General features: G+C 67.0%; 21 protein-coding genes. 14 read left to right on the forward strand and 7 right to left on the reverse strand.

Features of this window, described 5'->3' with window-relative positions:
* The first annotated feature begins 355 nt into the window (after positions 1-355).
* The 4 genes from BDO18943_RS25125 (at position 356) to BDO18943_RS25140 (ending at position 6,302) form a co-directional block, all read left to right on the forward strand.
* Positions 356-1,999 carry a S8 family peptidase gene (locus BDO18943_RS25125; RefSeq protein ID WP_175024486.1) on the forward strand — a complete coding sequence of 548 codons (1,644 nt, stop codon included), beginning with the start codon at positions 356-358 and terminating at the stop codon, positions 1,997-1,999.
* A 510-nt stretch (positions 2,000-2,509) separates the two neighbouring features.
* Entirely contained in the window at positions 2,510-2,668 is a 159-nt protein-coding gene (locus BDO18943_RS25130; RefSeq protein ID WP_175024487.1) for a hypothetical protein, read from the forward strand.
* A gap of 47 nt (positions 2,669-2,715) precedes the next feature.
* Positions 2,716-5,481 (forward strand): magnesium-translocating P-type ATPase, encoded by a 2,766-nt coding sequence (gene mgtA / locus BDO18943_RS25135; protein WP_175024488.1) that lies wholly within the window; start codon positions 2,716-2,718, stop codon positions 5,479-5,481.
* A 77-nt stretch (positions 5,482-5,558) separates the two neighbouring features.
* Complete coding sequence (locus tag BDO18943_RS25140; protein ID WP_175024489.1) at positions 5,559-6,302, forward strand: transporter; 744 nt, start codon at positions 5,559-5,561, stop codon at positions 6,300-6,302.
* 58 nt (positions 6,303-6,360) lie between these two features.
* Here BDO18943_RS25140 and BDO18943_RS25145 read toward each other — a convergent pair whose 3' ends face one another.
* Together BDO18943_RS25145 and BDO18943_RS25150 are read right to left on the reverse strand one after the other, a co-directional pair.
* A complete protein-coding gene (locus BDO18943_RS25145) occupies positions 6,361-6,645 on the reverse strand; it encodes a hypothetical protein (protein ID WP_043184359.1) in 285 nt (94 codons plus the stop codon).
* Positions 6,646-6,741: 96 nt separating this feature from the next.
* Entirely contained in the window at positions 6,742-7,617 is an 876-nt protein-coding gene (locus BDO18943_RS25150) for a LysR family transcriptional regulator (RefSeq protein ID WP_175024490.1), read from the reverse strand.
* Between the two features lie 51 nt (positions 7,618-7,668).
* Here BDO18943_RS25150 and BDO18943_RS25155 point away from each other — a divergent pair, with 51 nt between their 5' ends.
* The gene (locus tag BDO18943_RS25155; RefSeq protein ID WP_175024491.1) at positions 7,669-7,986 is read left to right on the forward strand and encodes a hypothetical protein; all 318 of its coding nucleotides are present in this window, start codon (positions 7,669-7,671) and stop codon (positions 7,984-7,986) included.
* A 70-nt stretch (positions 7,987-8,056) separates the two neighbouring features.
* Here BDO18943_RS25155 and BDO18943_RS25160 read toward each other — a convergent pair whose 3' ends face one another.
* Complete coding sequence (locus BDO18943_RS25160; RefSeq protein WP_175024492.1) at positions 8,057-9,148, reverse strand: hypothetical protein; 1,092 nt, start codon at positions 9,146-9,148, stop codon at positions 8,057-8,059.
* 130 nt (positions 9,149-9,278) lie between these two features.
* Here BDO18943_RS25160 and BDO18943_RS25165 point away from each other — a divergent pair, with 130 nt between their 5' ends.
* The 5 genes from BDO18943_RS25165 (at position 9,279) to BDO18943_RS25185 (ending at position 13,265) form a co-directional block, all read left to right on the forward strand.
* On the forward strand, positions 9,279-10,376 hold the full coding sequence (locus BDO18943_RS25165; RefSeq protein ID WP_175024493.1) for a serine hydrolase: 1,098 nt from the start codon (positions 9,279-9,281) through the stop codon (positions 10,374-10,376).
* 44 nt (positions 10,377-10,420) lie between these two features.
* A complete protein-coding gene (locus tag BDO18943_RS25170) occupies positions 10,421-10,654 on the forward strand; it encodes a DUF7661 family protein (protein WP_175024494.1) in 234 nt (77 codons plus the stop codon).
* A gap of 73 nt (positions 10,655-10,727) precedes the next feature.
* Positions 10,728-11,183: a MarR family winged helix-turn-helix transcriptional regulator gene (locus tag BDO18943_RS25175; protein WP_080741642.1), complete on the forward strand. Its 456-nt coding sequence runs from the start codon at positions 10,728-10,730 to the stop codon at positions 11,181-11,183.
* Positions 11,184-11,250: 67 nt separating this feature from the next.
* Positions 11,251-11,814 carry an isochorismatase family protein gene (locus BDO18943_RS25180; RefSeq protein ID WP_175024495.1) on the forward strand — a complete coding sequence of 188 codons (564 nt, stop codon included), beginning with the start codon at positions 11,251-11,253 and terminating at the stop codon, positions 11,812-11,814.
* Positions 11,811-13,265: a DHA2 family efflux MFS transporter permease subunit gene (locus BDO18943_RS25185; RefSeq protein WP_175024496.1), complete on the forward strand. Its 1,455-nt coding sequence runs from the start codon at positions 11,811-11,813 to the stop codon at positions 13,263-13,265. Before BDO18943_RS25180 ends, BDO18943_RS25185 begins: the two co-directional genes overlap by 4 nt.
* Positions 13,266-13,311: 46 nt before the next feature.
* Here BDO18943_RS25185 and BDO18943_RS25190 read toward each other — a convergent pair whose 3' ends face one another.
* Positions 13,312-13,911, reverse strand: coding sequence for a LysE family translocator (locus BDO18943_RS25190; RefSeq protein ID WP_080741641.1), 600 nt, complete (start codon positions 13,909-13,911; stop codon positions 13,312-13,314).
* A 95-nt stretch (positions 13,912-14,006) separates the two neighbouring features.
* Here BDO18943_RS25190 and BDO18943_RS25195 point away from each other — a divergent pair, with 95 nt between their 5' ends.
* Positions 14,007-14,882: a LysR substrate-binding domain-containing protein gene (locus tag BDO18943_RS25195; protein ID WP_175024497.1), complete on the forward strand. Its 876-nt coding sequence runs from the start codon at positions 14,007-14,009 to the stop codon at positions 14,880-14,882.
* Positions 14,883-14,894: 12 nt separating this feature from the next.
* On the opposite strand, the gene BDO18943_RS25200 is transcribed toward BDO18943_RS25195, so the two are convergent.
* Positions 14,895-16,613 (reverse strand): SulP family inorganic anion transporter, encoded by a 1,719-nt coding sequence (locus tag BDO18943_RS25200; RefSeq protein ID WP_175024498.1) that lies wholly within the window; start codon positions 16,611-16,613, stop codon positions 14,895-14,897.
* Positions 16,614-17,107: 494 nt separating this feature from the next.
* On the opposite strand from BDO18943_RS25200, the gene BDO18943_RS25205 reads away from it, so the two are divergent.
* Positions 17,108-18,358 carry a mechanosensitive ion channel family protein gene (locus BDO18943_RS25205; RefSeq protein ID WP_175024499.1) on the forward strand — a complete coding sequence of 417 codons (1,251 nt, stop codon included), beginning with the start codon at positions 17,108-17,110 and terminating at the stop codon, positions 18,356-18,358.
* A gap of 54 nt (positions 18,359-18,412) precedes the next feature.
* Here the strand turns inward: BDO18943_RS25205 and BDO18943_RS25210 are convergent, their stop codons facing one another.
* The gene (locus BDO18943_RS25210; protein WP_043184348.1) at positions 18,413-19,834 is read right to left on the reverse strand and encodes an aminotransferase-like domain-containing protein; all 1,422 of its coding nucleotides are present in this window, start codon (positions 19,832-19,834) and stop codon (positions 18,413-18,415) included.
* A 155-nt stretch (positions 19,835-19,989) separates the two neighbouring features.
* Here BDO18943_RS25210 and BDO18943_RS25215 point away from each other — a divergent pair, with 155 nt between their 5' ends.
* Both BDO18943_RS25215 and BDO18943_RS25220 read left to right on the forward strand, forming a co-directional pair.
* Positions 19,990-22,314, forward strand: coding sequence for an FdhF/YdeP family oxidoreductase (locus BDO18943_RS25215; protein ID WP_175024500.1), 2,325 nt, complete (start codon positions 19,990-19,992; stop codon positions 22,312-22,314).
* Between the two features lie 12 nt (positions 22,315-22,326).
* On the forward strand, positions 22,327-23,247 hold the full coding sequence (locus BDO18943_RS25220; RefSeq protein ID WP_175024501.1) for a bestrophin family protein: 921 nt from the start codon (positions 22,327-22,329) through the stop codon (positions 23,245-23,247).
* A gap of 1,149 nt (positions 23,248-24,396) precedes the next feature.
* Here BDO18943_RS25220 and BDO18943_RS25225 read toward each other — a convergent pair.
* Positions 24,397-25,230, reverse strand: an 834-nt coding sequence (locus tag BDO18943_RS25225) for a LysR family transcriptional regulator substrate-binding protein (RefSeq protein ID WP_210771953.1), incomplete at its 5' end; no start/stop codon positions are given.

Below are 25,230 nucleotides of genomic sequence, written 5' to 3' on the forward strand. Positions count from 1 at the left end.
GAAAGCGTAAACAACCTTCCACCGTGGCCGCCCGTTGAAAGACGTTTGCCGTGCCGCGCAAACCGGCCCGCGACGCAGGTTTCGCCCGACCGGCCACGCGTGGACTCGACCCCACCTTCTGTGCCACACGTTCCAAACGCGCGTTCATGCTGCAACGCACCAACGTAATCGTTTGCGCGCGCACAGGTTTTTCTCGTGAAACGTACTCAAGAAGCCGCCACGCCGGCCGTTACCCAGTGCATGGCGCGTCGCAGCAACCTTGCTGCCGCCGTCAGACAAAAAAAGACAAGGTCCGGGTCAGCCGGACCAGCGCCACCGCCGGCACGACGGTTATCTACGAGGATCGAGTTTCAACATGAGAACCAAGCGTTTCAATTTCGCGCTGGCGCGCTCCGCACATGCGCGCATGCTCGCCGGCATGCTGTCTGCCGCCGCCCTCCTGCCCCTCGCCGGTTGCGGCGGAGGCGGCGGCGACGGCAGCAACCCGTCCTCCTCCAACGCAGCGCCGGCGCCGGCCCCGGCGCCCGCCCCGACCACCCCGACGCCCACGCCCACCACGACCGGCAGCAATGCCTGCCCGACGCAGCAGGCCGCCGTGCAGATGGCCGCGCAGACCGCACCGGCCGAACCGCCGATCGATCACCTGATCGTCAAGCTCAAGACGCTGACGGCCACGCGTGCGATGGCGGCCATCGACAACGGGACGCGGCTCGACGCCGTGATCCAGCGCTCGATGACGCGCTGGACTGCGCCGGTCGCCGGCAGCGCACGTGCCTATGCGAGCACGGTCGGGCAAGCGCCGGTGAACGTGCAGGTCGAACGGACGATCTCGAACGGCGCGGCCGTGCTGTCGCTCGGCCAGCGCATGGCCGCCACCGACGCAGCCGCGCTCGCGCAGGCATTCGCAGCCGATTCGGACGTCGACTACGCGGAACCGGATCACCCGATGCAGATCCGCGACACGCCGAGCGATCCGCTCTACAGCCAGCAGTGGTACCTGTCCGACCCGACCGCCGGCATCGACATGCCGCCGGCCTGGAACGTGACCAAGGGTTCGCCGACCGTCGTCACCGCCGTGCTCGACACCGGTTACCGGCCGCATGCCGACCTCGCCGCGAACCTGATGCCCGGCTACAGCTTCATCAGCAACGTCAACACCAGCAACAACGGCCTGACGCGCGGCCCTGACGCAACCGATCCGGGCGACTGGGTCACGCAGCAGGAACTCAGCAATGCGAACGGTCCGTACTACAACTGCGCGCCGCAGCCGAGCGACAGCAGCTGGCACGGCACCCGCGTGATGGGCGTGATCGGCGCGACCGCGAACAACGGCGCCGGGATCGCCGGCGTATCGTGGCTCGGCCGAATCCTGCCGGTTCGCGTGCTCGGCAAGTGCGGTGGCACGACGAGCGACATCGCGGACGGGATGCGCTGGGCGGCCGGAATTCCGGTCACCGGCGTACCGAACAACCCGACGCCCGCGAAGGTCATCAACCTGAGCCTCGGCGGCGTCGGCGCATGCAGCACGACGTTCCAGCAGGCCATCGACGACGTGACCGCGAAGGGCGTGACCGTCGTCGTCGCCGCCGGCAACGACGGCCTGTCGACCGGACTCGACCAGCCCGCGAACTGCCGCGGCGTGATCAGCGTCGGCGCAACCGACGCGACGGGCCGCCGCGCGTCGTTCAGCAACTTCGGCGCCGATGTCACGCTCAGCGCACCCGGCGTCAACATCCTGTCGACGTCGAATACCGGCACCACGACGCCGGGCGCGGACACCTACGGCCTCGCGAACGGCACCAGCCTCGCGACACCGCAAGTGTCGGGGGTCGCCGCGCTGATGCTGTCGGTGAACGGCAATCTCACGCCCGCGCAGATCCAGCAGAAACTGCAGGGCGGCACGCGCACGACCAAGCTGGCGGCCGGCACGTCGTGCACCGCGATGCCGGCGGGCTCGGGCATCCTCGATGCAGGGGCGGCCGTCGCGTCGGTCAACTAGTCACCGGCACCCTGCTTCGTCGCGGCCGCGCGCATGCCGACATCGCATGCGCGCGGCCGTTTCATTGGCGGCGATCCGGCGTTTCTCCGCTCGCGCAACGGCTGGATTACGTTTCTCGAAATAACGACTGACAAAAGGGTTGACGCTTCGCACAGCGACCCATTACCATCGCTCCCGTCTAATTACATGGAGTGTTCTGTGAACACCGATGCGAGTTGTAGTTGGTGCTTGACCAACTTGACTGCTGCCTGAGGAAAACGCGCAGAGCCTCGTCTTCTGCCGCATCCCGGGAAGCAGGATGCGGCGTCCTTCCGGCCTGACTGGCCAGATCTCCCGCCGAATTTTCATGGTTGTCGAATGCACGCGATGCGCCGTCGCGCGCGTGCGTTCGTGTTGCGCGCAGCGTCAGCCTCGCGCGCTTTCCGTTCGCGTGCCATCCGGCCGCGCGCCTTCGTGCGTGCGTCGCTGTCGATCGCCCGTGCCGACTATCCGCAACCGACAGGAGTGCAGATGAACTCAGACGACAGTAGTCGATTACCGCTCGCCGGTGCGACGCTGCACATCGCCCCTCCGGCCGCACCGCACGCGCCGGCGAGCGTTCCCGCCTTCACCGATCCACAGCCGATCGCGCCCGACGCGACGCGGCGGGAAGCGCTCGTGCGTCGATAACGTCACGGTCGCTCCCCGCCCGCCGACTCGTGCGCAAGGAGCAACTCATGACGACACGACACAACACATCGCAAAAGAAACAGCGTGGCTTCATCAAGGCCGGCACCGGCCCGCAGAACGACCCGCGCATCATGCGCGCCGCGCAGGAAGCGGCCCGCCCGCTCGAAGACACGCTGAAGTCGCTGCACACCAGCACGCGCGGCCTCACCTACGACCAGGCCGCCGACCGCCTGCAGCACTACGGCCCGAACGAAATCGCGCACGACAAGCCGCCGCACTGGACCCGCCAGTTGCTGCTCTCGTTCCACAACCCGTTCGTCTACGTGCTGCTGGTGCTGGCCGCCATCAGCTTCTTCACCGACGTCTACTTCGCGGCCCCCGACGATCGCGACTATGTCGGCATGACGATCCTGCTGACGATGGTCACGATCAGCGCGCTGCTGCGTTTCGCGCAGGAATTCCGGTCGCTGCGCGCGGCCGAGAAGCTGAAGGCGATGGTCCGCACGACCGCGACCGTGCAGCGCTCGGTGACCGACACGTCCGAACCGGCCCGCCGCGAGGTGCCGATGCGCGAAGTCGTGACCGGCGACATCGTGCACCTGTCGGCCGGCGACATGATTCCGGCGGACGTGCGCCTGCTCGCGTCGCGCGACCTGTTCATCAGCCAGGCCGTGCTGACCGGCGAGGCGCTGCCGGTCGAGAAGTACGACACGCTCGGCGCGGTCGCCGGCAAATCCGCCAGCACGCGCGCGGCCGGCGCGGCGACCGATACGTCGGCATCGCTGCTCGATCTCGAGAACGTCTGCTTCATGGGCACCAACGTCGTCAGCGGCACCGCAACGGCCGTCGTCGTCGCGACCGGCGAGGACACCTACTTCGGTTCGCTCGCGCGCAACGTCGTGAGCCACAAGCGCATCGAGACGAGCTTCGACCGCGGCGTCGCGAGCGTGAGCTGGCTGCTGATCAAGTTCATGTTCGTGATGGTGCCGATCGTGTTCATGATCAACGGGCTGACCAAGGGCGACTGGCTGAGCGCGCTCACGTTCGCGCTCGCGGTGGCCGTCGGCCTCACGCCCGAGATGCTGCCGATGATCGTCAGCGCGAACCTCGCGCGCGGCGCGGTCGCGATGGCGCGCCGCAAGGTCGTCGTCAAGCGGCTGAACTCGGTGCAGAACTTCGGCGCGATGGACGTGCTGTGCACCGACAAGACCGGCACGCTCACGCAGGACAAGATCATCCTCGAGCACCACCTCGACCTGTCGGGTCACAAGGACGAGGAGATCCTGCGGCTCGGCTGGCTGAACAGCTTCCACCAGAGCGGCCAGAAGAACCTGATCGACATCGCGGTCGTCGCGCGTGCCGACGAGATCGGCGAGCGCGTGAAGCCGCAGGGCTACAAGAAGATCGACGAACTGCCGTTCGACTTCGTGCGGCGCCGCCTGTCGGTCGTCGTCGAGGATGCGCGTGGCACGCACCTGCTGATCTGCAAGGGCGCGGTCGAGGAGATGCTGGCCGTCTCCACGCACGTGCAGGATGAAGACGGCGTGCGTCCGCTCGACTTCGTCGCGCGCAAGCGGCTGCTCGAACAGGCCAGCGCGTACAACGAGGACGGCTTCCGCGTGCTCGTGCTCGCGACGCGCACGATCACGCGCGGCGACGAGCGCCAGCAGTACCGCACCGCCGACGAACACGACCTCGTCGTGCGCGGCTTCCTGACCTTCCTCGATCCGCCGAAGGAATCGGCCGCGCCGGCGCTCGCCGCGCTGCGCGAAAACGGCGTCGCGGTGAAGGTGCTGACGGGCGACAACCCGATCGTCACGATGAAGGTGTGCCGCCAGGTCGGCCTCGAACCCGGCAAGCCGATGCTCGGCACGGAGATCGAAGCGCTCGACGACGCGACGCTCGCGCAGGTCGTCGAACGCACGACCGTATTCGCGAAGCTGACGCCGCTGCAGAAGGCGCGCATCGTCAAGGCGCTGCAGGCGAACGGCCACACGGTCGGCTTCCTCGGCGACGGCATCAACGATGCGCCCGCGCTGCGCGACGCCGACGTCGGCATCTCGGTCGACAGCGGCGCCGACATCGCGAAGGAAACCGCCGACATCATCCTGCTCGAAAAGAGCCTGATGGTGCTCGAGGAAGGCGTGATCAAGGGCCGCGAGACGTTCGGCAACATCCTGAAGTACCTGAACATGACCGCGAGCTCGAACTTCGGCAACGTGTTCTCGGTGCTCGTCGCCAGCGCGTTCCTGCCGTGGGAGCCGATGCTCGCGACCCAGCTGCTCGTACTGAACCTGATCTACGACACGTCGCAGATGCTGCTGCCGTGGGACAAGATGGATCCCGAGTTCCTGAAGAAGCCGCGCAAATGGGAAGCCGGCAACATCAGCCGCTTCATGCTGTGGGTCGGGCCGACGTCGTCGGTATTCGACATCACGACCTACATCCTGATGTGGACCGTGTTCGGCGCGGGCGCGATGTATCACCTGAACGGCGGCACCGGCGGCCAGATCGTGATGAACTCGGGCTGGTTCATCGAGAGCCTCGTGTCGCAGACGCTCGTCGTGCACCTGCTGCGCACGCAGAAGATCCCGTTCCTGCAAAGCACGGCCGCGCTGCCGGTGCTGCTGTCGACCTTCACCGCGATCGCGATCGGCTGCTGGCTGCCGTTCTCGCCGTTCGCGGAATCGCTCGGCTTCATGCACCTGCCGGGCACCTTCTGGCTGTGGCTCGCCGCGACGATGGTCGGCTACATCCTGCTCGCGCAGATCGTCAAGACGATCTACGTGCGCCGCTACAAGCAGTGGTTCTGAAGATCTTTGCCTGAAGCCGGCCGGCCCGCACTCCCCTGCATGGGCCGGCCGGCTCGCCACGCACGACAGGTGATCCCATGAAGAGAATGCTTCCGCTCGCAGCCGCGAGCGCCCTCCTCGCGCCGTTCGATGCCCTCGCCACCCATCCGCTCGTCAGCGACGACACGGGCACGCAGGGCAACGCGAACTGGCAGTTCGAGTTCAACGCAGAGGAAACCTCGAAACAGGAAGAAAACGGCCGCCACCAGCTGTGGAACGCGACGCTCACGCGCGGATTCGGCGACCACGTCGATCTCTACGTGAACGCGCCTTACACGCATCTGCAAACGCGCACCGATGAAAACGGCGCCGGGATCGGCGATGTCGAGATCGGCATGAAATGGCGGTTCGTCGAGCGCGGCCCGCTGTCGATCGCGCTGAAGCCGAAACTGACCGCGCCGACCGGCAACGACCGGCGCGGGCTCGGCACCGGACGCGTGGGTGCCGGCGCAACGCTGCTCGCGCAGCTCGACGTCGCGCGGTTTTCGTTCCTCGCGAATGCCGGCATGACGTACCAGCCGAATCGCCAGGGCGACCTGACGTCGATCTGGGCCGTGTCGGGCGCGGCGATCTACAAGGCGACCGACAAGCTGCAGATCGTGGCCGACATCGGCACGTCGCGCAACACGGAAAGCGGTGCCGGCGCGAATCCTGCATTCATGATCGCGGGCGCGATCTATTCGCCGAAGCCGTGGCTCGATCTCGACATCGGCTACCGGCGCAGGCTGAACGACCAGACCTACGATCATTCGGTGATGGGCGGCGTGACAGTGCGGTGGTAACGCGCCGGTACGCCGTATCGGACCGCAAGACGACGGGCCGCTTCCAGCGGCCCGTTTTTTATTGCGCGTCGTTCGCGCCGAACAGTTGCGCGCACACGGCGCGACCTTCGTCGGTCAGCGCGGCACTGCCGGTGCCGTCCTCGTTCAACGTCGTCGCGCTCAGGCCCGCGGCGTCGAGCTGCGTCAGCACGCGGCGCAGCGTGCTCATCGGCAGTTGCGTGCGTTTCGCGATCTTCGGCAACGACCAGGTCTTGCCGGCCGGGTCGCTTGCGGCATCGTTCAGCGTCGCGAGCGTCGCAACGAGTGCGGGGTCGAGCGGGGATTCGTCGGATTCTGAAGTCATGGATTGCGGTCGGTGAGCAAGACTGGGCTTTCGTACGGGCACCGGCACGCGATCGGGCGATCGCCGCCGGGGGAGGACACTATACCGCCTCGTCCGTCATGCATTCTTGATCGCGGCACGCATGAACGACACGAAGCGTGTGGTGACGGGATCGTCGCGGCCCGACAGCCACGCAAGCCCGACGCGCCACTTCGCGTCCCGGCCGTCGAGCGGCAATACCGTCGCGTCACGCAGCAGATATTGCGCACGCGACGGAATGAACGCGACGCCCGCGCCGGCCGCGACCGACGCGAGCACCGACTGCACATCTTCGGCCTGCTGCGTCACGTGCGGCACGAAGCGGCGCTCGACACACCACCGGTCCACCTGCGCGGCCAACCCTTGCCCGCGTGCGCGCTGCAACGCGATGAAGCCAATCTCGTTGAGCGTACCGAGATCGGCCGGCACGCGCTTCAGGCCGAGATGCGGCGGCACCGCCAGCGCCAGCGCCTCGTCGATCACCTTGAACGACGACAGTCCTTCGTCGGACGGCAGGCGCAGGAACCCGGCGTCGAGCTTGCCCGCGCGCAACCGACGCGTCTGCTCCGCGGACGACAGGTCGCTCAGCGTAACGGCAATGCCAGGATTCCGGCTGCGAAACTCGGCGACGAGCTTCGGGACGAGCGTCAGCACCGACAAACAGATGCCCAGCCGCAAATGACCGCGCTGCCCGCTCGACAGCTCACGCGCGCGGGCGAGAATCTCATCCGCATCGCGCACCAGTGCCTGCGCATCGGGCAGGAAACGCTCGCCGAACGATGTGAGCTCCGCGCCGTGCCGGCCGCGCTCGAACAGCTTGCCACCGAGGCTCGCTTCGAGCGCGCCGATCTGCTTGCTCAATGCGGGCTGGCTCATGTGCAGCGCATCGGCCGCGCGACTGAAATGACACAGCTCGGTGACCGTCAGGAAGGTTCGCAGCAGCTTCAATTCCATTCTTAAAAGGAATCGTAATGATCGAAACATTCATTTTACCGATCGAATGCGATGACGTTCAATACGGACATGCCCTTTCCGGAATCGACCGCCATGTCCCTTGATCCCGTGTGTGAATGTCCGACCGACGACACTTCGTGTGCAGCAGCGGCCATCGACGAGCCCGCAGCAACAGCCGATCCGCGCGTGCCGAAACGTCGTGCCGAACGTGTCGCGCGTACCGAACGCGCTGACGGCCGCGGCCGCCGCTTTCGCTTCGGCGATGCGGTGGATGCGATGAGCGCGATGAACGACGCGCCGCCGCGCCCCGTGACCGGTTCGATCGCGATCAGTTTCGCGGTGGTGTCGCGGCGCAACTGGCCGCGTTGAATGGCGTGCGGCGCCCGTGCATGCTTTTCATGCCGGCCTCGGCCATCGCGACGTCAAACGCGCGATGCGCTCACCCGAGCGCCAGGTCGGCGATATCGATGCGATAGAGGTTGCCGTCCGTACCGACCGCATGAAGCACCCGGCCGCGGCCAGTCATTCGCGCGATTCCGACCGGTTCGGCGCCATTGCGCTGCAAGCGATACGTGCGCACCAGTCGAGCATCGCCGCCGCCATCAATATGCACCATGTACAACATGTCGCGTTCCTGATACGAGCCGCAAAACAGCGCCACGCATCCGTCGTGCCGCGTTACATCCTCCATGACTGCGAACGCATAGCTGCCATTGACCGGCATGCGCGATGACCAGACTGTTTGCCGGTCGCGCACGCGGACGAGCGCGAATGTGTTGTAGTAGTAGATCCACGCGTCCCGGTCGTTCGGAACGTTGAGCGCGTAACAGCAGTCGATCGGGCCGAACCCCGGCGACGGAGCAAACGCATAGCGCTGCTCGCCGGCCCGGCTCCACGCGACCAACCCGGACGCGCCGACCGGCGAATCCCAGCCCAGATTGCCGTACACGCCCTCGTCGAAATAGGACGTCCAGATTTCCCCGGCAGCCGTGGCCTGCACGGCCTCGATGCCGTCGCCAAGCAGGATTGCGCCGCACGGCGTGCCGTCGCGCCGGTAGAAACGCCCGTTCAGGTCGAAATCATCGTCCCCGCGACGGACGGACCGGCAGCAAACCAGCAGTAGATCGTCGCCGACAGGCTGGATGTCGTGAATATTGAACGGCTCGTTATCGATCATGCAGTCCATGCGAACCCCGCCGCCCTGCCAGGCCATCACGCGATACCGCTGCGACGTCGACGGCACCGTTTTCGCAAACGACGCGCCGCCGGCCCCCTCGGTTCGATAATCGAGCGGCTCCAGCGCGAACACCATGTAGACGGCATCGTCCGGCCCCACGTTGAAGGCCACGAGATCGCCCGTCTCGCAAAGGCGATCGATCGACGCATACGGCGACACGGACAAATCATGCGGGTGCGCGGACACGGAAAGCTCCTGAAAAGTGACCTTGGCATCTTGCCGACGCAGCCACCGTTTGTCACGCATGCGCGATGTATCGGCACCCGTGTCCAGCACGACACGCAATGACGACATGGGGGCGTATCGTCGCGCCATGCGTAAACGAATCGTCATCTTCGCGCGATCGACCGTATAATTTTCCGCATCCCGCTGACCGCCCATGCATTTCACGCAGCCTCACCACGCGTGAAAAGGAGACTTTCGCTTGACCGGCCTCATCGCGCGCCTGCCTCTCGCCCGGACCACCCTGCTCGTCGCGCTGTCGATGCTGATGCTCGCCTTCTCGACGAACGCATCGTCCGCACAACGTCACGCGCCGCAGCGCGTCGTGCATGCGCAGCCGCATGCGAAAAAGGTCGTCAAGAAAGCCGTCAAGAAAAAGCCCGCGCAGCGTAAACAGAAGGCCGTCAAGCACCGCAGCCCGCGCGTGAAGCATCAGGCGGTCAAGCGCCAGGCGGCACCGGCCCCGCAGCAGCGCCGCGCGAAACGTTCGAGTGCGGTACGCCCACGCCCGGCCGCCGGGCCGCGCCTGATGGCGAGCTGCGGCTACACCCCACGCGCGGTCAACTCGCTCCATTCACGCGCGGCCTACGTGCTCGACGTCGATTCGGGCACGCCGCTGCTGGCCCGCAACGCGCGCACCGTGCGACCGATCGCGTCGATCTCGAAGCTGATGACGGCCGTCGTCGCGCGCGACGCCGACCGTCCGCTGAACGGTGTGCTGCGTGTCACCGCGCACGACCGCGACACGATCAAGTTCACCGGATCTCGCCTGCAGGTCGGCTCGGCACTGTCGCGCCGCGAGATGTTCCATATCGCGCTGATGTCGTCGGAAAACCGCGCGGCCGCCGCACTGAGCCGCGACTATCCGGGCGGGCGCGCCGCGTTCGTCAAGGCGATGAACCGCGAAGCGCGCCGCCTCGGCATGCGCCATACGCACTTCCGCGAGCCGACCGGCCTGTCGCCGCACAACGTGTCGACGGCCGAGGATCTCGCGAAGCTCGTCGGCGCGGCCGCGCAGGATCCGCTGATCCGCTATTTCTCGACGGATACGTCGACCACCGTGCGCCCGGGCGACGGCGAGCTGCTTTACGTGAATTCCGACCCGCTCGTCCGCTACCGCCGCCTGCCGATCCGCTTGCAGAAGACCGGCTTCATCAACGAGTCGGGACACGGCGTCGTGATGCGCATGCGCGTCAAGGGCCGCCGCGAAACGGTCGTGCTGCTCGGTGCCCCGACGCGCGCGGGCGTATCGAGCGATGCCATCAAAATCCACCGCTGGCTGTCCTGCTCGATCCAGTAATCGCGCACGGGCGGCCGGCGCGTTCACCAGACGGGAGCGATGCCATGCAGGACGAATACCGCTTTAACGCATTTGGTCGGCTACTCGCCGTCGTACGCAAGAACGACCGCTGGATGGTGTTTGCTCTCGGCGCTGAAGGCAAGCGGCGCCCGGCTGACCTGCACATTCCGCCCACGCTCGCCGCGGATGAACTCGCGCAATACCTCGGCGACCTGCTGCACGAGGCCGCGACCCCGAGATACAACGAGGTCGTACCGGTCCCGCTCCGCGACGAGTAACCGCGCACCCGGCTCCACGTCGATCCGGCGGTCAATTAGACAGTTAAACTTGCAAGTTTAACTGTCATGTCCTATGATCCGCCGCATGAACCCGCCACGCAAACCCGGCGTTTCCGCCGATACCGTCGCCGCCGACCTGACCCTCGCGGTCGGCCAGTTGATCCGCCGGCTCCGCTCCGAGATCGAATCCGGAGGGCTCGGCATGTCCCAGACGAGCGCGCTCGCGCGACTCGAACGGCACGGGCCAATGACGACCGCCGATCTCGCGCGCGCTGAAGCAATGAAGCCTCAGTCGATGAAAGCGACGCTTGCCAGCCTCGAGGAAGACGGCCTGGTCGAGCGCGAACCGCATCCGACCGACGGCCGCCAGATCCTGTTCCGGCTGACCGCGGCCGGCCTCGACGCACGGCTCAAGCGCAACGCCGCGAAACACCAATGGCTCGGCGCCGCGATCGCGCAGCTCGATCCCGAAGACATCGATACGCTCGCCGCCGCGATCCCGCTGATCCGCCGCATCGGCGAGCAATGAATCCGGCCCGCGCGCTCCACCGCATCCGCGCGCACGGCTTTCTTCGTCTCTTTCACGGAGTCCCATCATGAGCGCAACCCGTCTCGACACGCACACCGCACTCGTCGTCATCGACCTGCAGAAAGGCATCGTCGCCCTCCCCACCGCGCACCCGGTCGAACCGGTGATCGCGCACACCCGCGAACTGCTCGACGCATTCCGCAGCCGCGGCCTGCCGGTCGTGCTCGTCAACGTCGCGGGCGGCGCACCGGGCCGCACGCAGCAGCAGGTGCGCCTGGACGCCCTTCCCGCCGACTGGGCCGAGCTCGTGCCTGAACTGAACCGCCAGCCGGGCGACCACCTCGTGACGAAAAAGACCTGGGGCGCCTTCACCGGCACCGACCTCGATGCGCACCTGAAGGCCGCCGGCGTCACGCAGATCGTACTGACCGGCGTCGCGACGAGCATCGGCGTCGAATCGACCGCCCGTCAGGCGCACGAACTCGGCTACAACGTGACGCTCGCCGTCGACGCGATGACCGACCTCAACGCGGATGCGCACGTGAACAGCGTCGAACGCCTGTTCCCTCGTCTCGGCGAGACGGGCACGACGCAGGACATCGTCGCGCTGCTCGACCGGCGCGGCGCGTGAGCGACCCGCGCACGCGGCCGGCGCAGGACGACGCGACCGGCCGGCCCGATCCGTCGATCTGGAAGGTCAGCGCGGTCGCGGTGCTCGGCTCGCTGCTGTCGCAGCTCGACGCGACGATCGTCAACGTATCGCTGTCGAGCCTCGCGACCGACCTGCACGCGAGCCTCGCGACGATCCAGTGGGTCACGAGCGGCTATCTGCTCGCGCTCACGCTGGTGCTGCCGCTGAACGGCTGGCTCGTCGACCGGATCGGCGCAAAGGCGCTGTACCTGTGGTGCTTCTCGGCGTTCACGCTCTCGTCGGCGCTGTGCGGGCTCGCGTGGTCCGCGCCGTCGCTGATCGCCTTCCGCGTGCTGCAAGGTGTGAGCGGCGGGCTGCTCGCGCCCATGGCGCAGATGATGATCGCGCGCGTCGCCGGCCAGCAGATGGCGCGCGTGATCGGCTACGCGGCCGTGCCGGTGCTGCTCGCGCCGATCCTCGGCCCGGTCGTCGCCGGCGCGATCCTGCAGCACATGTCGTGGCGCTGGCTGTTTCTCGTGAACCTGCCCGTCGGCGTCCTGGCGCTCGCGCTGGCCGTGCGGTTCCTGCCCGGCGACCGCGACGACACGCAGCCGCGAGAACTCGACTGGGTCGGCCTCGCGCTGCTGTCGCCGGGGCTCGTGCTGTTTCTGTACGGCATCGAGCGGATCAACGAAGCACTCGGGATCGCGGCGATCGTCGCGGCTGCGCTGTTGCTCGTGGCGTTCCTGCGGGTCGAAACGCGCAAGGGCGACCGCGCGCTGATCGACCTTGCGCTGTTTCGCGGCAAGGTGTTCGGCGCGGCCGCATCGACGCAGTTCCTGTCGAACGGTGCGCTGTTTGCGGGCCAGATGCTGATTCCGGTGTTCCTGATCCAGGCATGCGGCCGCACACCCGGAGAAATGGGCTGGCTGCTCGCACCGATGGGCCTCGGCATGCTCGTCACGTATCCATCGATGGGTGCGCTGACGAGCCGGTTCGGCGTGCGCCGCCTCGCCGCCGCAGGTGCCCTGCTCGCGCTGTTCGCGACGCTGCCGTTCGTGTTTCTCGCGCTGACCGGCTACGATCCGACCCTGCTCGTGCCGGCGCTGTTTCTGCGCGGCATGGGCCAGAGCGCGATCGGCGCGCCGTCGATCTCCGCCGCGTATGCGTCGGTCGAGCGCCGCAACCTGCCGATGGCGACGACCTCACTCAATATCGTGCAGCGTCTCGGCGGCCCGACGTTCACGACCGTCTGCACGCTGTTCCTCGCGTGGCGGCTGCAAGCCGAATCAGTGGCGAGCGGCGGCACGCAGGCGAACGCATATGCGTGGGCGTTCGGCCTGCTTTGCGTGCTGCACGCGGCGAGCTTCGTCACCACGCTACGGCTGCCGCTGTGGTCGGCCGGTGCGGGCGGGCAACCTGGCGAGACCGCGCGCGCCGGATCGCGCTGAACGCAGACGCTACGTCACGCTGTGCCGCGCAGCGTGCGTAGCGTCGCTACGGCAGCCACATCGGCACGATCGACACCACGAGCAGCACACCGAGCCCGGCATTCAGCCAGTGCCACTGCCGCTCCGTGCGCAACACGCGCGCAAACAACAGCCCGGCGAAGCACCAGAGCGACAGCGACGCCATCGCTGCCACGCCGAACGCCAGCCCGAGCAAGACGCCGAGCCGTGCCGGGCCGGACGCGAGCGCGGCAAACGACGCGGCCGCGCCGAGCGTCATTGCCCAGCCTTTCGGGTTGTGCCAGAGCATCCAGACGCCGCTGACGAACCCCTGCGGCCGGTGCACCGCGGCATCGAGCCGCGGTTTGCCGCCGCGCCCGATGCGCACGGCCAGCCACACGAGATACACCGAACCGACCGCCTTCATCGCGAGTTGCAACGCGGGCAGCGCCAGCAGCACACCGCCGAGCCCGGCCGCAGCGGCGGCGGCCATCGACGCCAGTCCGACCGCAATGCCCGCCATCAGCGGCAGCGAACGCCGATAGCCGAAATGCGCGCCCGAGGCGGTCGCGAGCGTCGTCGCGCCGCCCGGCGTCACGGTGGATACGATCACGAACAACATCAGCGGCAGGTAGTCGCGGAACGGCACGGAAGCTCCCGGTTGTCGTCGTCGAAGCCCCGTTTTACCCGCGGTCTTCGCATTACGACAGCGAAAGCTTTTTATGTCTTCCATTAGCGTTCATAATGCGTCGCATGGTACGCAATCTCGACATCGCGCTGCTGCGCGCCTTCGTCACGGTCGCCGAACATCGCAGCATGACGGCGGCCAGCCGCGCGCTGCACCTGACGCAAGGCGCGATCAGCCAGCAGGTCGCACGGCTCGAAACGCTGTCCGGCCCGCTGTTCGTCCGCGAGCACCGCAACCTGCTGCTCACGGCGGACGGCGAGCGGCTGCTTGGGCAGGCGCGCCGGCTGCTCGCCGCGCACGATGCGCTGCTGACCGACATGACGGCCGGTGCGGTCGAAGGCACCGTGCGCGTCGGCGCGCCGCAGGATCTCGTCGGCAGCTGTCTCGCACCGATCCTGAAAGGCTATGCGCAGGCGCATCCGCAGGTCGCGCTCACGCTCGTGTGCGCGGCGTCGCCGGAGCTGCGCCGGGGCCTCGCACAGGGCGAACTCGACGTCGCGCTGATCGAGGCGCCGGCCGGGCCGTCGCGCGGCGAGTGCATCGCCGTCGACCGCCTGGTCTGGGTCGGCGCGAAAGGCGGCACCGCGTACCGGAATACGCCGCTGCCCGTGTCGATGGTCGCGCAGACCTGCGCGTTCCGTCCGACGGTGCTCGACGCGCTGCGTGGCTGCGATCGCGCGTGGCGCACCGTGTTCGAGAACGGCAGCATCGACGCGACGGCCGCGACCGTCCGCTCCGACCTCGCCGTGACCGCCTGGCTCGCGTCGACCGTGCCGGCCGACCTCGACATCCTGCCGGCCGACAGCGGCCTGCCCGCGCTGCCGAACTTCGCGATCAACCTGCATCTGCCGCGCGGCCAGCGCACGCCGGCCGCGACGGAACTCGCCCGCCACCTGCGCAACGGTTTCGCGCGCGTGCGGGCGGCGGCCTAGGGCCTGTTCCCGCTACACGACGCCCGGTTCCTGCGGCGCCGGCGTCGTGCCGGCGGCCTCGAGCGCCTGGTGCAGCGTCGGGAAAATGCATGACGCGCCGACGATCTCCGTGATCCGGTGACGATCCATGTCCGCGCGCAGGTAGCGGTTGACCCGCCCGAACAGCACGCCGATCCCGCGTGCCTGCAGCATCTTGATGAGGTCGGTCAGCGTCCGCGCGGCCGAATAGTCGACGTCTGTGATCGCGCCCGCATCGACGACGAACCAACGCGTCGGCACCGGCGCCGCCTCGACGAGCTCGGTCACTTCGGCAGTGAACAGATGATCGTTCGCGAAGAACAGGTCGGAGCCGAACCGGTAGACGATCAGCCCGGGCGCCGTCATCGCGCCGCGCCGCGCGGGCACCGGCTGCCACCGCCCGTTGCCTTCGACAGGTTCGAGCACCATCGTGTGCGGCTGGTAGCTGTGGCGCACGTGCCGCATCAGCGACAGCGCCACGGCCAGCAGGATGCCGTGCTCGACGCCGACCGTCACGACGGCGAGCGCCGTCACCAGCGCGAGCGTGAACTCGCCTGGGCTCTCCTTGCGGATCGCGGCGAGGCTGCGCACGTTGATCAGCCCGAGCGCGATCGTGAACACGATGCCGGCCAGCACCGCATGCGGCAGATACTGCAGAAACGTGCTGAAAAACAGCAGCACCACCGCCACCACGGCGGCAAACGCCAGATGCCCGATCTGGCTGCGCACGCCCGCGCCGTCGGCCATCGCCGTCTGCGTCGGACTGCCGTTGACGACGAATGCGCCGCCCACCGCCGCAGCCGCGTTCGCGGCCGCGAGGCCGAGGATGTCGGCGTTGGTATCGACCTCCTCGTCGTACTGTTGCGCGAACACGCGCGCGGCGGCCGCGCTCTGCGCAATGATCATCACGAAGCACGACGCGGCGACCGGCACGAGGTCGAGGAACTGCTGCCACGTGACGGACGGCCAGCGCAACGGCGGCAACCCGCCCGCGACCGGCCCGAGTACCGCGATGCCATGCGCGGCGAATCCGAACGTGTAGCTTGCCGCGATGCTGCCCGCGACTGCGATCATCGGCATCGGCACGCGCGGCACGAACCGCTTGCACACGAGAATCGCGACGACGACGAGCGCCGCGAGCGCGAACGTCGGCCGGTTCGTGTGGACGAGATGCGTGACGACGTAGTCGAGTTGCGCGAGGCTGCGCGACGCCGGATACGGCACCGCCAGCCCGAACATGTCGCCGAGCATCGCGATCGACACCTGCACGCCGACCCCGGCGAGAAAGCCGACCAGCACCGTACGCGACAGGAAATCGGCGAGAAAGCCGAGCTTGAAGATGCGCGCGAGCAGCAGCATCGCGGCGGTGAGCAGCGCGACCATGCCGGCCAGTGCCACATACTCGGCACTGCCGGCCGGCGCCATCGACGACAGCCGGCTCGCGAAGATCGTCGCGGTCGCGGAATCGGCCGCCACGACCAGATGCCGCGACGCGCCGAAGCACGCGAACGCGACGAGCGGCAGGAACACCGTGTAGAGGCCCGTGACGGCCGGCATGCCGGCGATGCGCGCATAGCCGAGCACCTGCGGGATGTCCATCGACGCGAGCGACATGCCCGCGAATACATCGCGGATGGCCCCGCCGCGGCGGATCGGGAGGATGCCTTTCAGCAGCCGCACGCCTGACGGGCGGCTTTCGTTGGAATCTTGCATGCGTGAAATGCGTGAGTATGGGGTGGCGTGGTTCGCGAAGTCGTTCGCGCATCGTGCCCCGTGCGGGCATCGCATGGCAAGTGCGCGAAGGCCGCGCACGGTGCTCACCGTCTGCGGATGGGCCGCACAAAAGGACGAACGGCGCACCGACAATCCATGCGACGCCTGCATGATTGCATGGATCGCCGTTCACGCGCATTGAAGCGCGAAGGCCCGGGATAGCGGCGTCGCACCGATTCCGGGCCTGCGTGCAACGGACCCAGCAACACGCACGTACGCCGGCTTGCGGTGACGCTTTTTCATTACCGGCCCTCACCCGATTACAGAGGAGACCTGCGCAATGGTGAGGAGGTTCGGGAGCCGTACACCCTGCATTCACGGCGACGTGCACGGAACCCGATGGCACAATCACGGTCCCTTTCATGTGCCCTTCACGGGGCGCGCGCCGCGCCGCGGCGCCGATTCAACGCACAAGAAGGCCCCCGTTTGCCCCTATGACCCTGAACGAACCCTGGTTTGCGCCGCTCGTCGGCCTCCTCATCCTGCTCGCCGCCGCCGGCGCAATCACCGCCGCCGTCCATTTCCTGCTGTTCCGCGTGGTCGCGCGGCTCGCGCGGCTTTCCGCCACGCGCGTCGACGACGCGCTGTTCGAGTTCGGCGCATTCAAGTGGCTGAACCGCATCGTCCCGTTCGTCGTGATCAAGCTCGGGCTCGGCGCGGTGCCCGGCATTCCCGAGACGGCCGCGCAGGCCGCCGACAAGGTGCTGTTCGCGCTGATCGTGTTCCTCGTGACGATGACCGTCAGCGCGACGCTGTCCGCACTCGAACACACGCATCGCACGTACCAGCGCGATCAGCGCGACCAGCCGCACCTGTCGCTGAAAGGCGCGATGCAGCTCGTCAAGCTCGTGATGTTCATCACGGCCGCGCTGGTCGTGATCGGCGATGCGACCGGCAAGCAGATCGGCCTGCTGCTGTCGGGCATCGGCGCGATGTCGGCGGTGCTGATGCTGATCTTCAAGGACACGCTGCTCGGCCTCGTCGCGGGCGTGCAGCTGTCGTCGAACGACATGCTGCGGATCGGCGACTGGATCACGATGCCGTCGGCCGGCGCGGACGGCACCGTGATCGACATCACGCTGAACACCGTCAAGGTCGCGAACTTCGACCACACGATCATCACGGTGCCGACGTGGAAACTGATCACCGAGAGCTACCAGAACTGGCGCGGGATGACCGAAGCGGGCGGACGCCGCATCAAGCGCGCGCTGTTCGTCGACGCGACCAGCGTGCGCTTTCTGTCCAATGACGAGATCGAACGGCTCGAACGCCTGACGCTGCTGAAGGACTATCTCGAGGACAAGGTTGACGCGATCGAGCAATGGAACGGCACGCTCGGCGCGGCCGGCGACTGCCCGGCGAACCGTCGCCAGTTGACGAACCTCGGCACGTTCCGCGCGTATGTCGCGAACTACCTGAAAGGCCATCCGCGCATCCGCCGCGACATGACCTGCATGGCACGACAACTGCCGCTCACGGCCGAAGGCATTCCGCTCGAACTGTACTGCTTCACCGACACGACGACCTGGGTCGACTACGAGGCCATCCAGTCCGACCTGTTCGATCACCTGATCGCGGTGCTGCCGGAGTTCGGGCTGCGCGTGTACCAGCACCCGTCGGGCTTCGACATGCGGCAGATGGCCGGCGCCGCGCAAGCCGGGCAACGGGCGCCGCACGCGGGTTGACGCGCGCGACGGCGGCCGGTCATCGGCCGCCGCTCGCCGCGCGGCCGCCTACGCTCACCGCGCCGCGCACTCCGACGCGAGCCGCCCGAGCACCTTCAACGCATCCTCGATCTGCCGCGACCACGGATAGCTGTAGTTGAGCCGGATGAAATGCCGGTAATCGCTGCTCGCCGAGAACATGTGCCCGGGCCCCACCGTGATCCGCTGCGCGAGCGCCAGCGCATACAGCTTCATCGCATCGACCTGCGGCGGCAGCTCGACCCACAGCACGTACCCGCCCTGCGGCTGCGACAGCCGCGTGCCTTCCGGAAAGAAACGCCGCACCATCGCGCTCATCAGGCTCGCCTGTTGCGCGTACTGCTTGCGCATGCGCCGCAGGTGGAAATCGTAGCCGTCGTATTTCAGGTATTCGGCGATCGCGAGCTGCTCGATCGCGGGCGTGGCCAGCGTGTTCAGGAATTTCAGCTTCTCGACCTGGTCGCGGTAGCGGCCCGGCATCGCCCAGCCGATCCGGTAGCGCGGTGACAGGCTCTTCGTGAACGACGCGCAATGCAGCACGAGCCCGTCGCGGTCGAACGACTTCAGCGCGCTCGGCGTCGCTTCGCCGTAGTGCAGCTCGTGATACACGTCGCTCTCGATCGCCGGCACGCCGTGCTTCGCGAGGAGTTCGACGAGCGCGCGCTTGCGCGCATCCGGCATCTGGAAGCCGAGCGGATTCTGGAAGTTCGGCATCACCATGCATGCGGCGATCCGCTCGCGTTCGAGCAACCGTTCGAGCGCGTCGAGATCGATGCCGTCGACCGGATGCGTCGCGACCTCGAGCGCACGCATGCCCATGCGTTCGATCGCGTGCAGCATCGCGTAGAACGTCGGCGATTCGACGGCGATCGTGTCGCCGGGCCGCGCCACCGCCTGCAGGCACAGGTTGATCGCCTCGGTCGCGCCGATCGTCATCACGATCTCGTCCGGTTCGACCGGAATCCCGCGCTCCGCATAGCGTCGCGCGATCTGGCGGATCAGTTCCTGGTTGCCGGGCGGCAGGTCGTCGATCACGCCCCAGCGCGTGCGGCGCCGCCCGATCGTCTGCGCGTAGCGCGCGAGCTTCTGTACCGGAAACTGCGACGCGTCGGGGTACGGCGAGCCGAGCGGCACCGCATCGTCACGCGCGATCGAGCGCAGCGTCGACAGCACGAGCCGGCTCACGTCCACCGCCGACGGCTCGGCCGCCGGCGCCGACGCATGCAGCTCGGCCTCGGCCGGCGCCGGGGCCCGCGCACGCACGAAATAGCCGGACTGCGGCCGGCTCTCGATCAGCCCGCGGCTTTCCAGCACGAGATACGCGCGCAGCACGGTCGTGACGCTGAGCTGCTGCTGCCGGCTCGCCTGCCGCACCGACGGAATCCGCTCGCCGGGCCGGTACACGCCACGCTCGATCTGTGCGTGGAGTTCGTCGGCCAGTTGTTCGTAGCGCTTCACCCGCTTCCCTTTCAAAAACCATTCAACAACACAGTTGCGATCCGCACTGTGCGAGTTGGCGCAACTGTACTCTTTTTTGAAGTGAACAGGTGTACACACAGCGGCCGGGGCGCCGCGCGTACTCTGCACGCATCGACCCCGACCCACGCAGCATCATGAAAAAGAAATCCGCCACCGCGCGCATCGAACCGTACACCCACCCGGCCGCCGGCTGGGGGGCGCTGAAAGCCGTCACGATCAACCTGATCAAGGAAAAGGTCGCCGGCGGCAACTACCGCACGCTGCTGCGCCAGAACCAGCCGGACGGCTTCGACTGCCCGGGCTGCGCATGGCCCGACCGCCAGCACGCATCGACGTTCGAATTCTGCGAGAACGGCGTGAAGGCGGTGGCCGCCGAAGCGACCAGCAAGCGCGTGACGCCCGAGTTCTTCGCCGCGCATACGGTCACCGAGCTGCTCGAACAGTCCGACTTCGAACTCGAACAGCACGGCCGGCTCACCGACCCGATGGTGTACGACGCGCAGACCGACCGTTACGTGCCGATTGCGTGGGACGACGCATTCGAGCTGATCGCGCGCCACCTGCGCGCCCTGCCCGACCCGAACCAGGCCGCGTTCTACACGTCCGGCCGCGCGAGCAACGAAGCGGCGTTCCTGTACCAGTTGCTGGTGAGGCTGTACGGCACGAACAACTTCCCGGACTGCTCGAACATGTGCCACGAGGCGACGAGCCGCGGGCTGCCGGCGTCGGTCGGCGTCGGCAAGGGCACCGTCACGCTCGACGATTTCGAACACGCGAACACGCTGCTGATCTTCGGCCAGAACCCGGCGACCAACCATCCGCGGATGATGGGCGAGCTGCGCGAGTGCGCGAAGCGCGGCGCGACGATCGTGTCGATCAACCCCCTGAAGGAGCGTGGTCTCGAACGCTTTGCCGATCCGCAAAGCCCGCTGGAAATGCTGACGATGTCGGGCACGAAGATCGCATCGACGTTCATCCAGCCGACGATCGGCGGCGATTTCGCGCTGATCAAGGGCATCGCGAAACGCGTGCTCGAATTTGACGATGCCGCGCGTGCCGCCGGTGCGCCGCGCGTGCTCGACACCGCGTTCATCGATGAACACACGGCCGGCTTCGACGCGTTCGCCGACGATCTGCGCCGCGAAAGCTGGTCGGCGCTGACGGCCGAAAGCGGCGTGCCGTACGAGCAGATCGACAGCCTCGCGCAACTCTATGCGCGCAGCGAGCGCGTGATCGCGACGTGGGGCATGGGCATCACGCAGCACAAGCATTCGGTCGCGACCGTGCAGATGCTGACCAACCTGATGCTGATGCGCGGCAACATCGGCCGCCCCGGCGCCGGCCTGTGCCCGGTGCGCGGCCACTCGAACGTGCAGGGCAACCGCACGGTCGGCATCGAGGAAAAGCCGTCGCAGGCCTTCCTCGACCGGCTCGGCCACGTGTTCGACTTCGAACCGCCGCGCCACCACGGCTACGACGTCGTCGAGACGATCGAAGGCATGCTCGAAGGCCACGTGAAGGTGCTGATCGGCCTCGGCGGCAACTTCGCGATGGCGACGCCCGACACGCCGCGCACGTGGGAAGGCATGCGCCGCTGCGACCTCTCCGTGCACATCACGACGAAGCTGAACCGCAGCCACCTGATCCACGGCCGCGACGCGCTGATCCTGCCGACGCTCGGCCGCACCGAGATCGACCTGCAGGACAACGTCGCGCAAGGCGTGACGGTCGAGGATTCGATGAGCATGGTCCACGTGTCGTACGGGATGAACAAGCCGGCGTCGCCGAACCTGATGTCGGAACCGGCGATCGTCGCGCACATGGGTCACGCGCTGTTCGGCAGCGGCAAGATCGACTGGCTGGCCTACAAGGACGACTACGCGAAGATCCGCGATGCGATCGAGGCGACGCTCGACGGCTTCTACGACTACAACACGCGCATCGCGCGGCCGGGCGGCTTCCACCTGCGCGTCGCGTCGCGCGACCGCGAATGGCTGACGCCGACGGGCAAGGCGAACTTCATCGCGCACGCGCTGCCGGCCGACACGCCGATCCAGCGTGCCCGCGCGCAGCACGGCGAACGGCTGATGACGCTGATGACGACGCGCTCGCACGACCAGTACAACACGACCGTCTACGGGCTCGACGACCGTTATCGCGGCGTGTTCGGCCAGCGCCGCGTGGTGTTCGCGAACCGCGACGATCTCGCGATGCTCGGCCTGAAGGCCGGCGACTGGGTCGACATGGAAACCGTGTGGCACGACGGCATCGAGCGGCGCGCGGACGGCTTCCTGCTGGTCGAGTACGACATCCCGCGCGGCTGCATCGGCGCGTACTACCCGGAAACGAACCCGCTCGTGCCGCTCGACAGCGTCGGCGACATCTGCAACACGCCGACGTCGAAGTCGATTCCGGTGCTGCTGCATCGCGCGGCCGCGCCGGCCTCGATCGCCGCCTGACGGAGCACGGCGATGATCGTTCGTCCGCGCGAGCACTGGCTGCGGATGCTGCTGGTCTGGAACGGCTCGGTGCTGCCGACCATCCTGCCGCAGCTCGTGCTGACGCTCGCGATCAGCCTCGTCGCGGTCTGGGGTGGCGGCCGCGTGCTCGGCGAGAAGGTACCGCTGAACCCGACGCCGTTCACGCTGATCGGCCTCACGCTCGCGATTTTCGCGGGGTTTCGCAACAACGCGAGCTACGAACGCTACCGCGAAGGCCGGCAGCTGTGGGGCGGCGTACTGACCGCCACGCGCACGCTGGTGTCGCAGGCGCTCTGCTACGGCGCGATCGACCGTGACGATGCGTCGCGACGCGCGTTCGTGCGGAAGGTCGTCGCGTACGTCTATGCGCTCAAACATCAACTGCGCGGCACCGATCCGGCCGCGGACCTGCGCGGGCTGCTCGACGATGCCAGCTATGCGCGCGTCGCCGCTTCGCGGTTCCGCCCGGTCGTCATCGTGCACACACTGCGCGAAGCGTTCGCCGCACGCGCCGATACGGGCACCCTCTCCGACACGCGCCTGTGGATGCTTGACGCGCGCCTCGACGATCTGGTCGCGATGGTGAGCGGCTGCGAGCGCATCGCGTCGACGCCGATCCCGTTTTCATACGATGTGCTGCTGCACCGGACCATCTATGCGTACTGCGTGCTGTTGCCGTTCGGTCTCGTCGATTCGATCGGCGCGGCGACGCCGTTCGTCACCGTGTTCGTCGCCTATACGCTGATCGCGCTCGACGCGATCGCGCATGCGATCGCCGAACCGTTCGGCGACGGGCCGAACCATCTCGCCCTCGATGCAATGACGCGCCAGATCGAGCGCACGCTGCTCGAACTGAACCGCGAGCCGCTGCCGGCGGAAGTGACGCCTGGCAAGGCCTATCGGCTCAGTTGAGCCGGCCGACTCAACTCGACAGCGGCACCCGTGACGGCTTCCACACCCACTGACCCACTGCCAGGTCCCGCGTAGCGCACGCTGATGATGCAGCAGTACCTGCGCCTTGCCTGACAAGGATCAGCCCGCAAAGCTACGCCAAGACCTACGCTCACCCTTTTCAGAATCTGTCGTTAGCCGAAAAGGGCACGGCATCGAACGTGTCACAATCATGCGTCGTCGCGAAAAACCAACTGGGCAACTTGTGAAGTCACTACTCATTCTGGTTGCATTTACAGGCTTGTCGGTCGTTTCGACAGCGCAGGCACAGAACGCTGCGACTCTCATCGGGTTATCAAAGGACCTATCTAGGCATATGAATGGCCCGGACGGCGAGTACGGGTTCATTCGTGTCGAGACGCCTCACTGCCGTCAGTTTGGACTGGGAGCCAGCGACGATCTACCACCTCCAAATCAATACCGTTTCGTAGATTTTAGTCATGCGCAGAATCCGACCGTCGACACGCGCGGAGTGACGTTTATGATGCAGTCAATACCTTTGCCCTGGTGCAAGCCTGGCGAAGGTATGTACTAATGGTCCGTCTCTGATATTTTGTGGTTGCTTGTTCGTCGTCTAGCCGTCGCGAGAGTTTGGAAACGCTTGACTGCCGCTCACCATCACTCGCACCTGGCCAAACGGCGAACTTCGCGCGTGAACGCCGAAGCCGCTGGTAAACTCGGGCAGCCAAAGCAACTTTTCCCGGTCTCATGAGCACCCAACCCACCGCAGCACCTGCACCCATCACCCCAATGATGCAGCAGTACCTGCGCTTTATATGACAGGGATCAGCGCGCAAACCTATGCCGCGACCTGCGCTTACCTTTCGAGGATCGACGGGTTCCGACTCGTTACAGCCGGTCGAGCAGTCTCTGTTCCAAGGGAAGTTATCGGAGTGGAACGGTCATTCCGTGCCGTCGTTTTGAGGACAGATCTTCGACCTTTGCGGACGCGCAGACCCGTGAGTTCGTGAGGCGGCTTGCCATTCCTTTCTGTCGCTCGGCGCATCGCGCCCGCGAATGTGGTATCCGCTATGTTTGTCGTTCACCCGATCGAACGGAAGAGTCCGCAAGGTTACAGGTACAGGGAGTCGCCCGCCGCAATGGCAGCGATCACCCCGCGGCGAGAGATCTAGCCAACGTGCGTGCATGCTCGGCGAACCGCTCCGCAACGGGGCTCAGTGTGCGATTCCTCAGCGTGATCAGCATCGTCGGGACAGTCCAGGTCGGTAGCTCGATCGGCAGTACCTTGATCCACTCCTGATCAGGGCCGAAGCGCAGCAGCGAGTGCGGCATCACAGTCACGAAACGACCGGTACGAAGAAGCGTGCGACGCAGGTTCAACGACCCGGTCAGTACGCGGACGACGGGCGGCTCCGCATCGATCGCGCGGAATGCTTCGACGATCGGCGAGTGCTGCCCGATCTCGTTCGGCGACAGGATCCAGGGGGCGTCGACGAGATCGGCGAGAACGAGTCGGCGCCGCTTCGCGGCCCACGCACTGCGATTCGACACGACGATTCTCATCTGCTCGTGAAACAGCGGCTCGCCGTTCATGTCCGGTTCGGGAGCGGCGGCGAACGGTCTCGCAACCACTAGCTCACAGATCCGCTCGCGCAGGAAGTGGGCCTGCAGCACCGGCGCATCGCCCGATGCAACAGAGAAGGTCAGGCGCGGATGCTGTTCCGACATCTCCTCGATGATCGCCGCGGCCAGCCCCGCAGTGATCGTCTCCACGCACCCGATGCTGAGCTCGCCGGCGTCGGGATCCGCCAGAAATGCCATATCGACGGCGCCACGCCGCAACTCGTCGAAGATCGCCGTGCCACGCTTGAGCAACGCCTGCCCAAACACGGTCGGCTCGACACCATGTCGCGGGGCGGCGTAAAGGAGCCGGGGATGGGCGGCGTAATGGCGCCAGCAGAACCGGGGGTAAAACGCGGATTC

The organism is Burkholderia aenigmatica (genome assembly GCF_902499175.1).
GTDB classification, from domain to species: Bacteria; Pseudomonadota; Gammaproteobacteria; order Burkholderiales; family Burkholderiaceae; genus Burkholderia; species Burkholderia aenigmatica.

What these genes read in the sequence shown, in the direction of transcription:
- BDO18943_RS25125 (WP_175024486.1), top strand. Translation starts at nt 356, where the DNA reads ATGAGAACCAAGCGTTTCAATTTCGCGCTGGCGCGCTCCGCACATGCG.
- BDO18943_RS25130 (WP_175024487.1), top strand. Translation starts at nt 2,510, where the DNA reads ATGAACTCAGACGACAGTAGTCGATTACCGCTCGCCGGTGCGACGCTG.
- mgtA (WP_175024488.1), top strand. Translation starts at nt 2,716, where the DNA reads ATGACGACACGACACAACACATCGCAAAAGAAACAGCGTGGCTTCATC.
- BDO18943_RS25140 (WP_175024489.1), top strand. Translation starts at nt 5,559, where the DNA reads ATGAAGAGAATGCTTCCGCTCGCAGCCGCGAGCGCCCTCCTCGCGCCG.
- BDO18943_RS25145 (WP_043184359.1), bottom strand. Translation starts at nt 6,645, where the DNA reads ATGACTTCAGAATCCGACGAATCCCCGCTCGACCCCGCACTCGTTGCG.
- BDO18943_RS25150 (WP_175024490.1), bottom strand. Translation starts at nt 7,617, where the DNA reads ATGGAATTGAAGCTGCTGCGAACCTTCCTGACGGTCACCGAGCTGTGT.
- BDO18943_RS25155 (WP_175024491.1), top strand. Translation starts at nt 7,669, where the DNA reads ATGACGTTCAATACGGACATGCCCTTTCCGGAATCGACCGCCATGTCC.
- BDO18943_RS25160 (WP_175024492.1), bottom strand. Translation starts at nt 9,148, where the DNA reads ATGTCGTCATTGCGTGTCGTGCTGGACACGGGTGCCGATACATCGCGC.
- BDO18943_RS25170 (WP_175024494.1), top strand. Translation starts at nt 10,421, where the DNA reads ATGCAGGACGAATACCGCTTTAACGCATTTGGTCGGCTACTCGCCGTC.
- BDO18943_RS25175 (WP_080741642.1), top strand. Translation starts at nt 10,728, where the DNA reads ATGATCCGCCGCATGAACCCGCCACGCAAACCCGGCGTTTCCGCCGAT.
- BDO18943_RS25180 (WP_175024495.1), top strand. Translation starts at nt 11,251, where the DNA reads ATGAGCGCAACCCGTCTCGACACGCACACCGCACTCGTCGTCATCGAC.
- BDO18943_RS25195 (WP_175024497.1), top strand. Translation starts at nt 14,007, where the DNA reads ATGCGTCGCATGGTACGCAATCTCGACATCGCGCTGCTGCGCGCCTTC.
- BDO18943_RS25200 (WP_175024498.1), bottom strand. Translation starts at nt 16,613, where the DNA reads ATGCAAGATTCCAACGAAAGCCGCCCGTCAGGCGTGCGGCTGCTGAAA.
- BDO18943_RS25205 (WP_175024499.1), top strand. Translation starts at nt 17,108, where the DNA reads ATGACCCTGAACGAACCCTGGTTTGCGCCGCTCGTCGGCCTCCTCATC.
- BDO18943_RS25215 (WP_175024500.1), top strand. Translation starts at nt 19,990, where the DNA reads ATGAAAAAGAAATCCGCCACCGCGCGCATCGAACCGTACACCCACCCG.
- BDO18943_RS25220 (WP_175024501.1), top strand. Translation starts at nt 22,327, where the DNA reads ATGATCGTTCGTCCGCGCGAGCACTGGCTGCGGATGCTGCTGGTCTGG.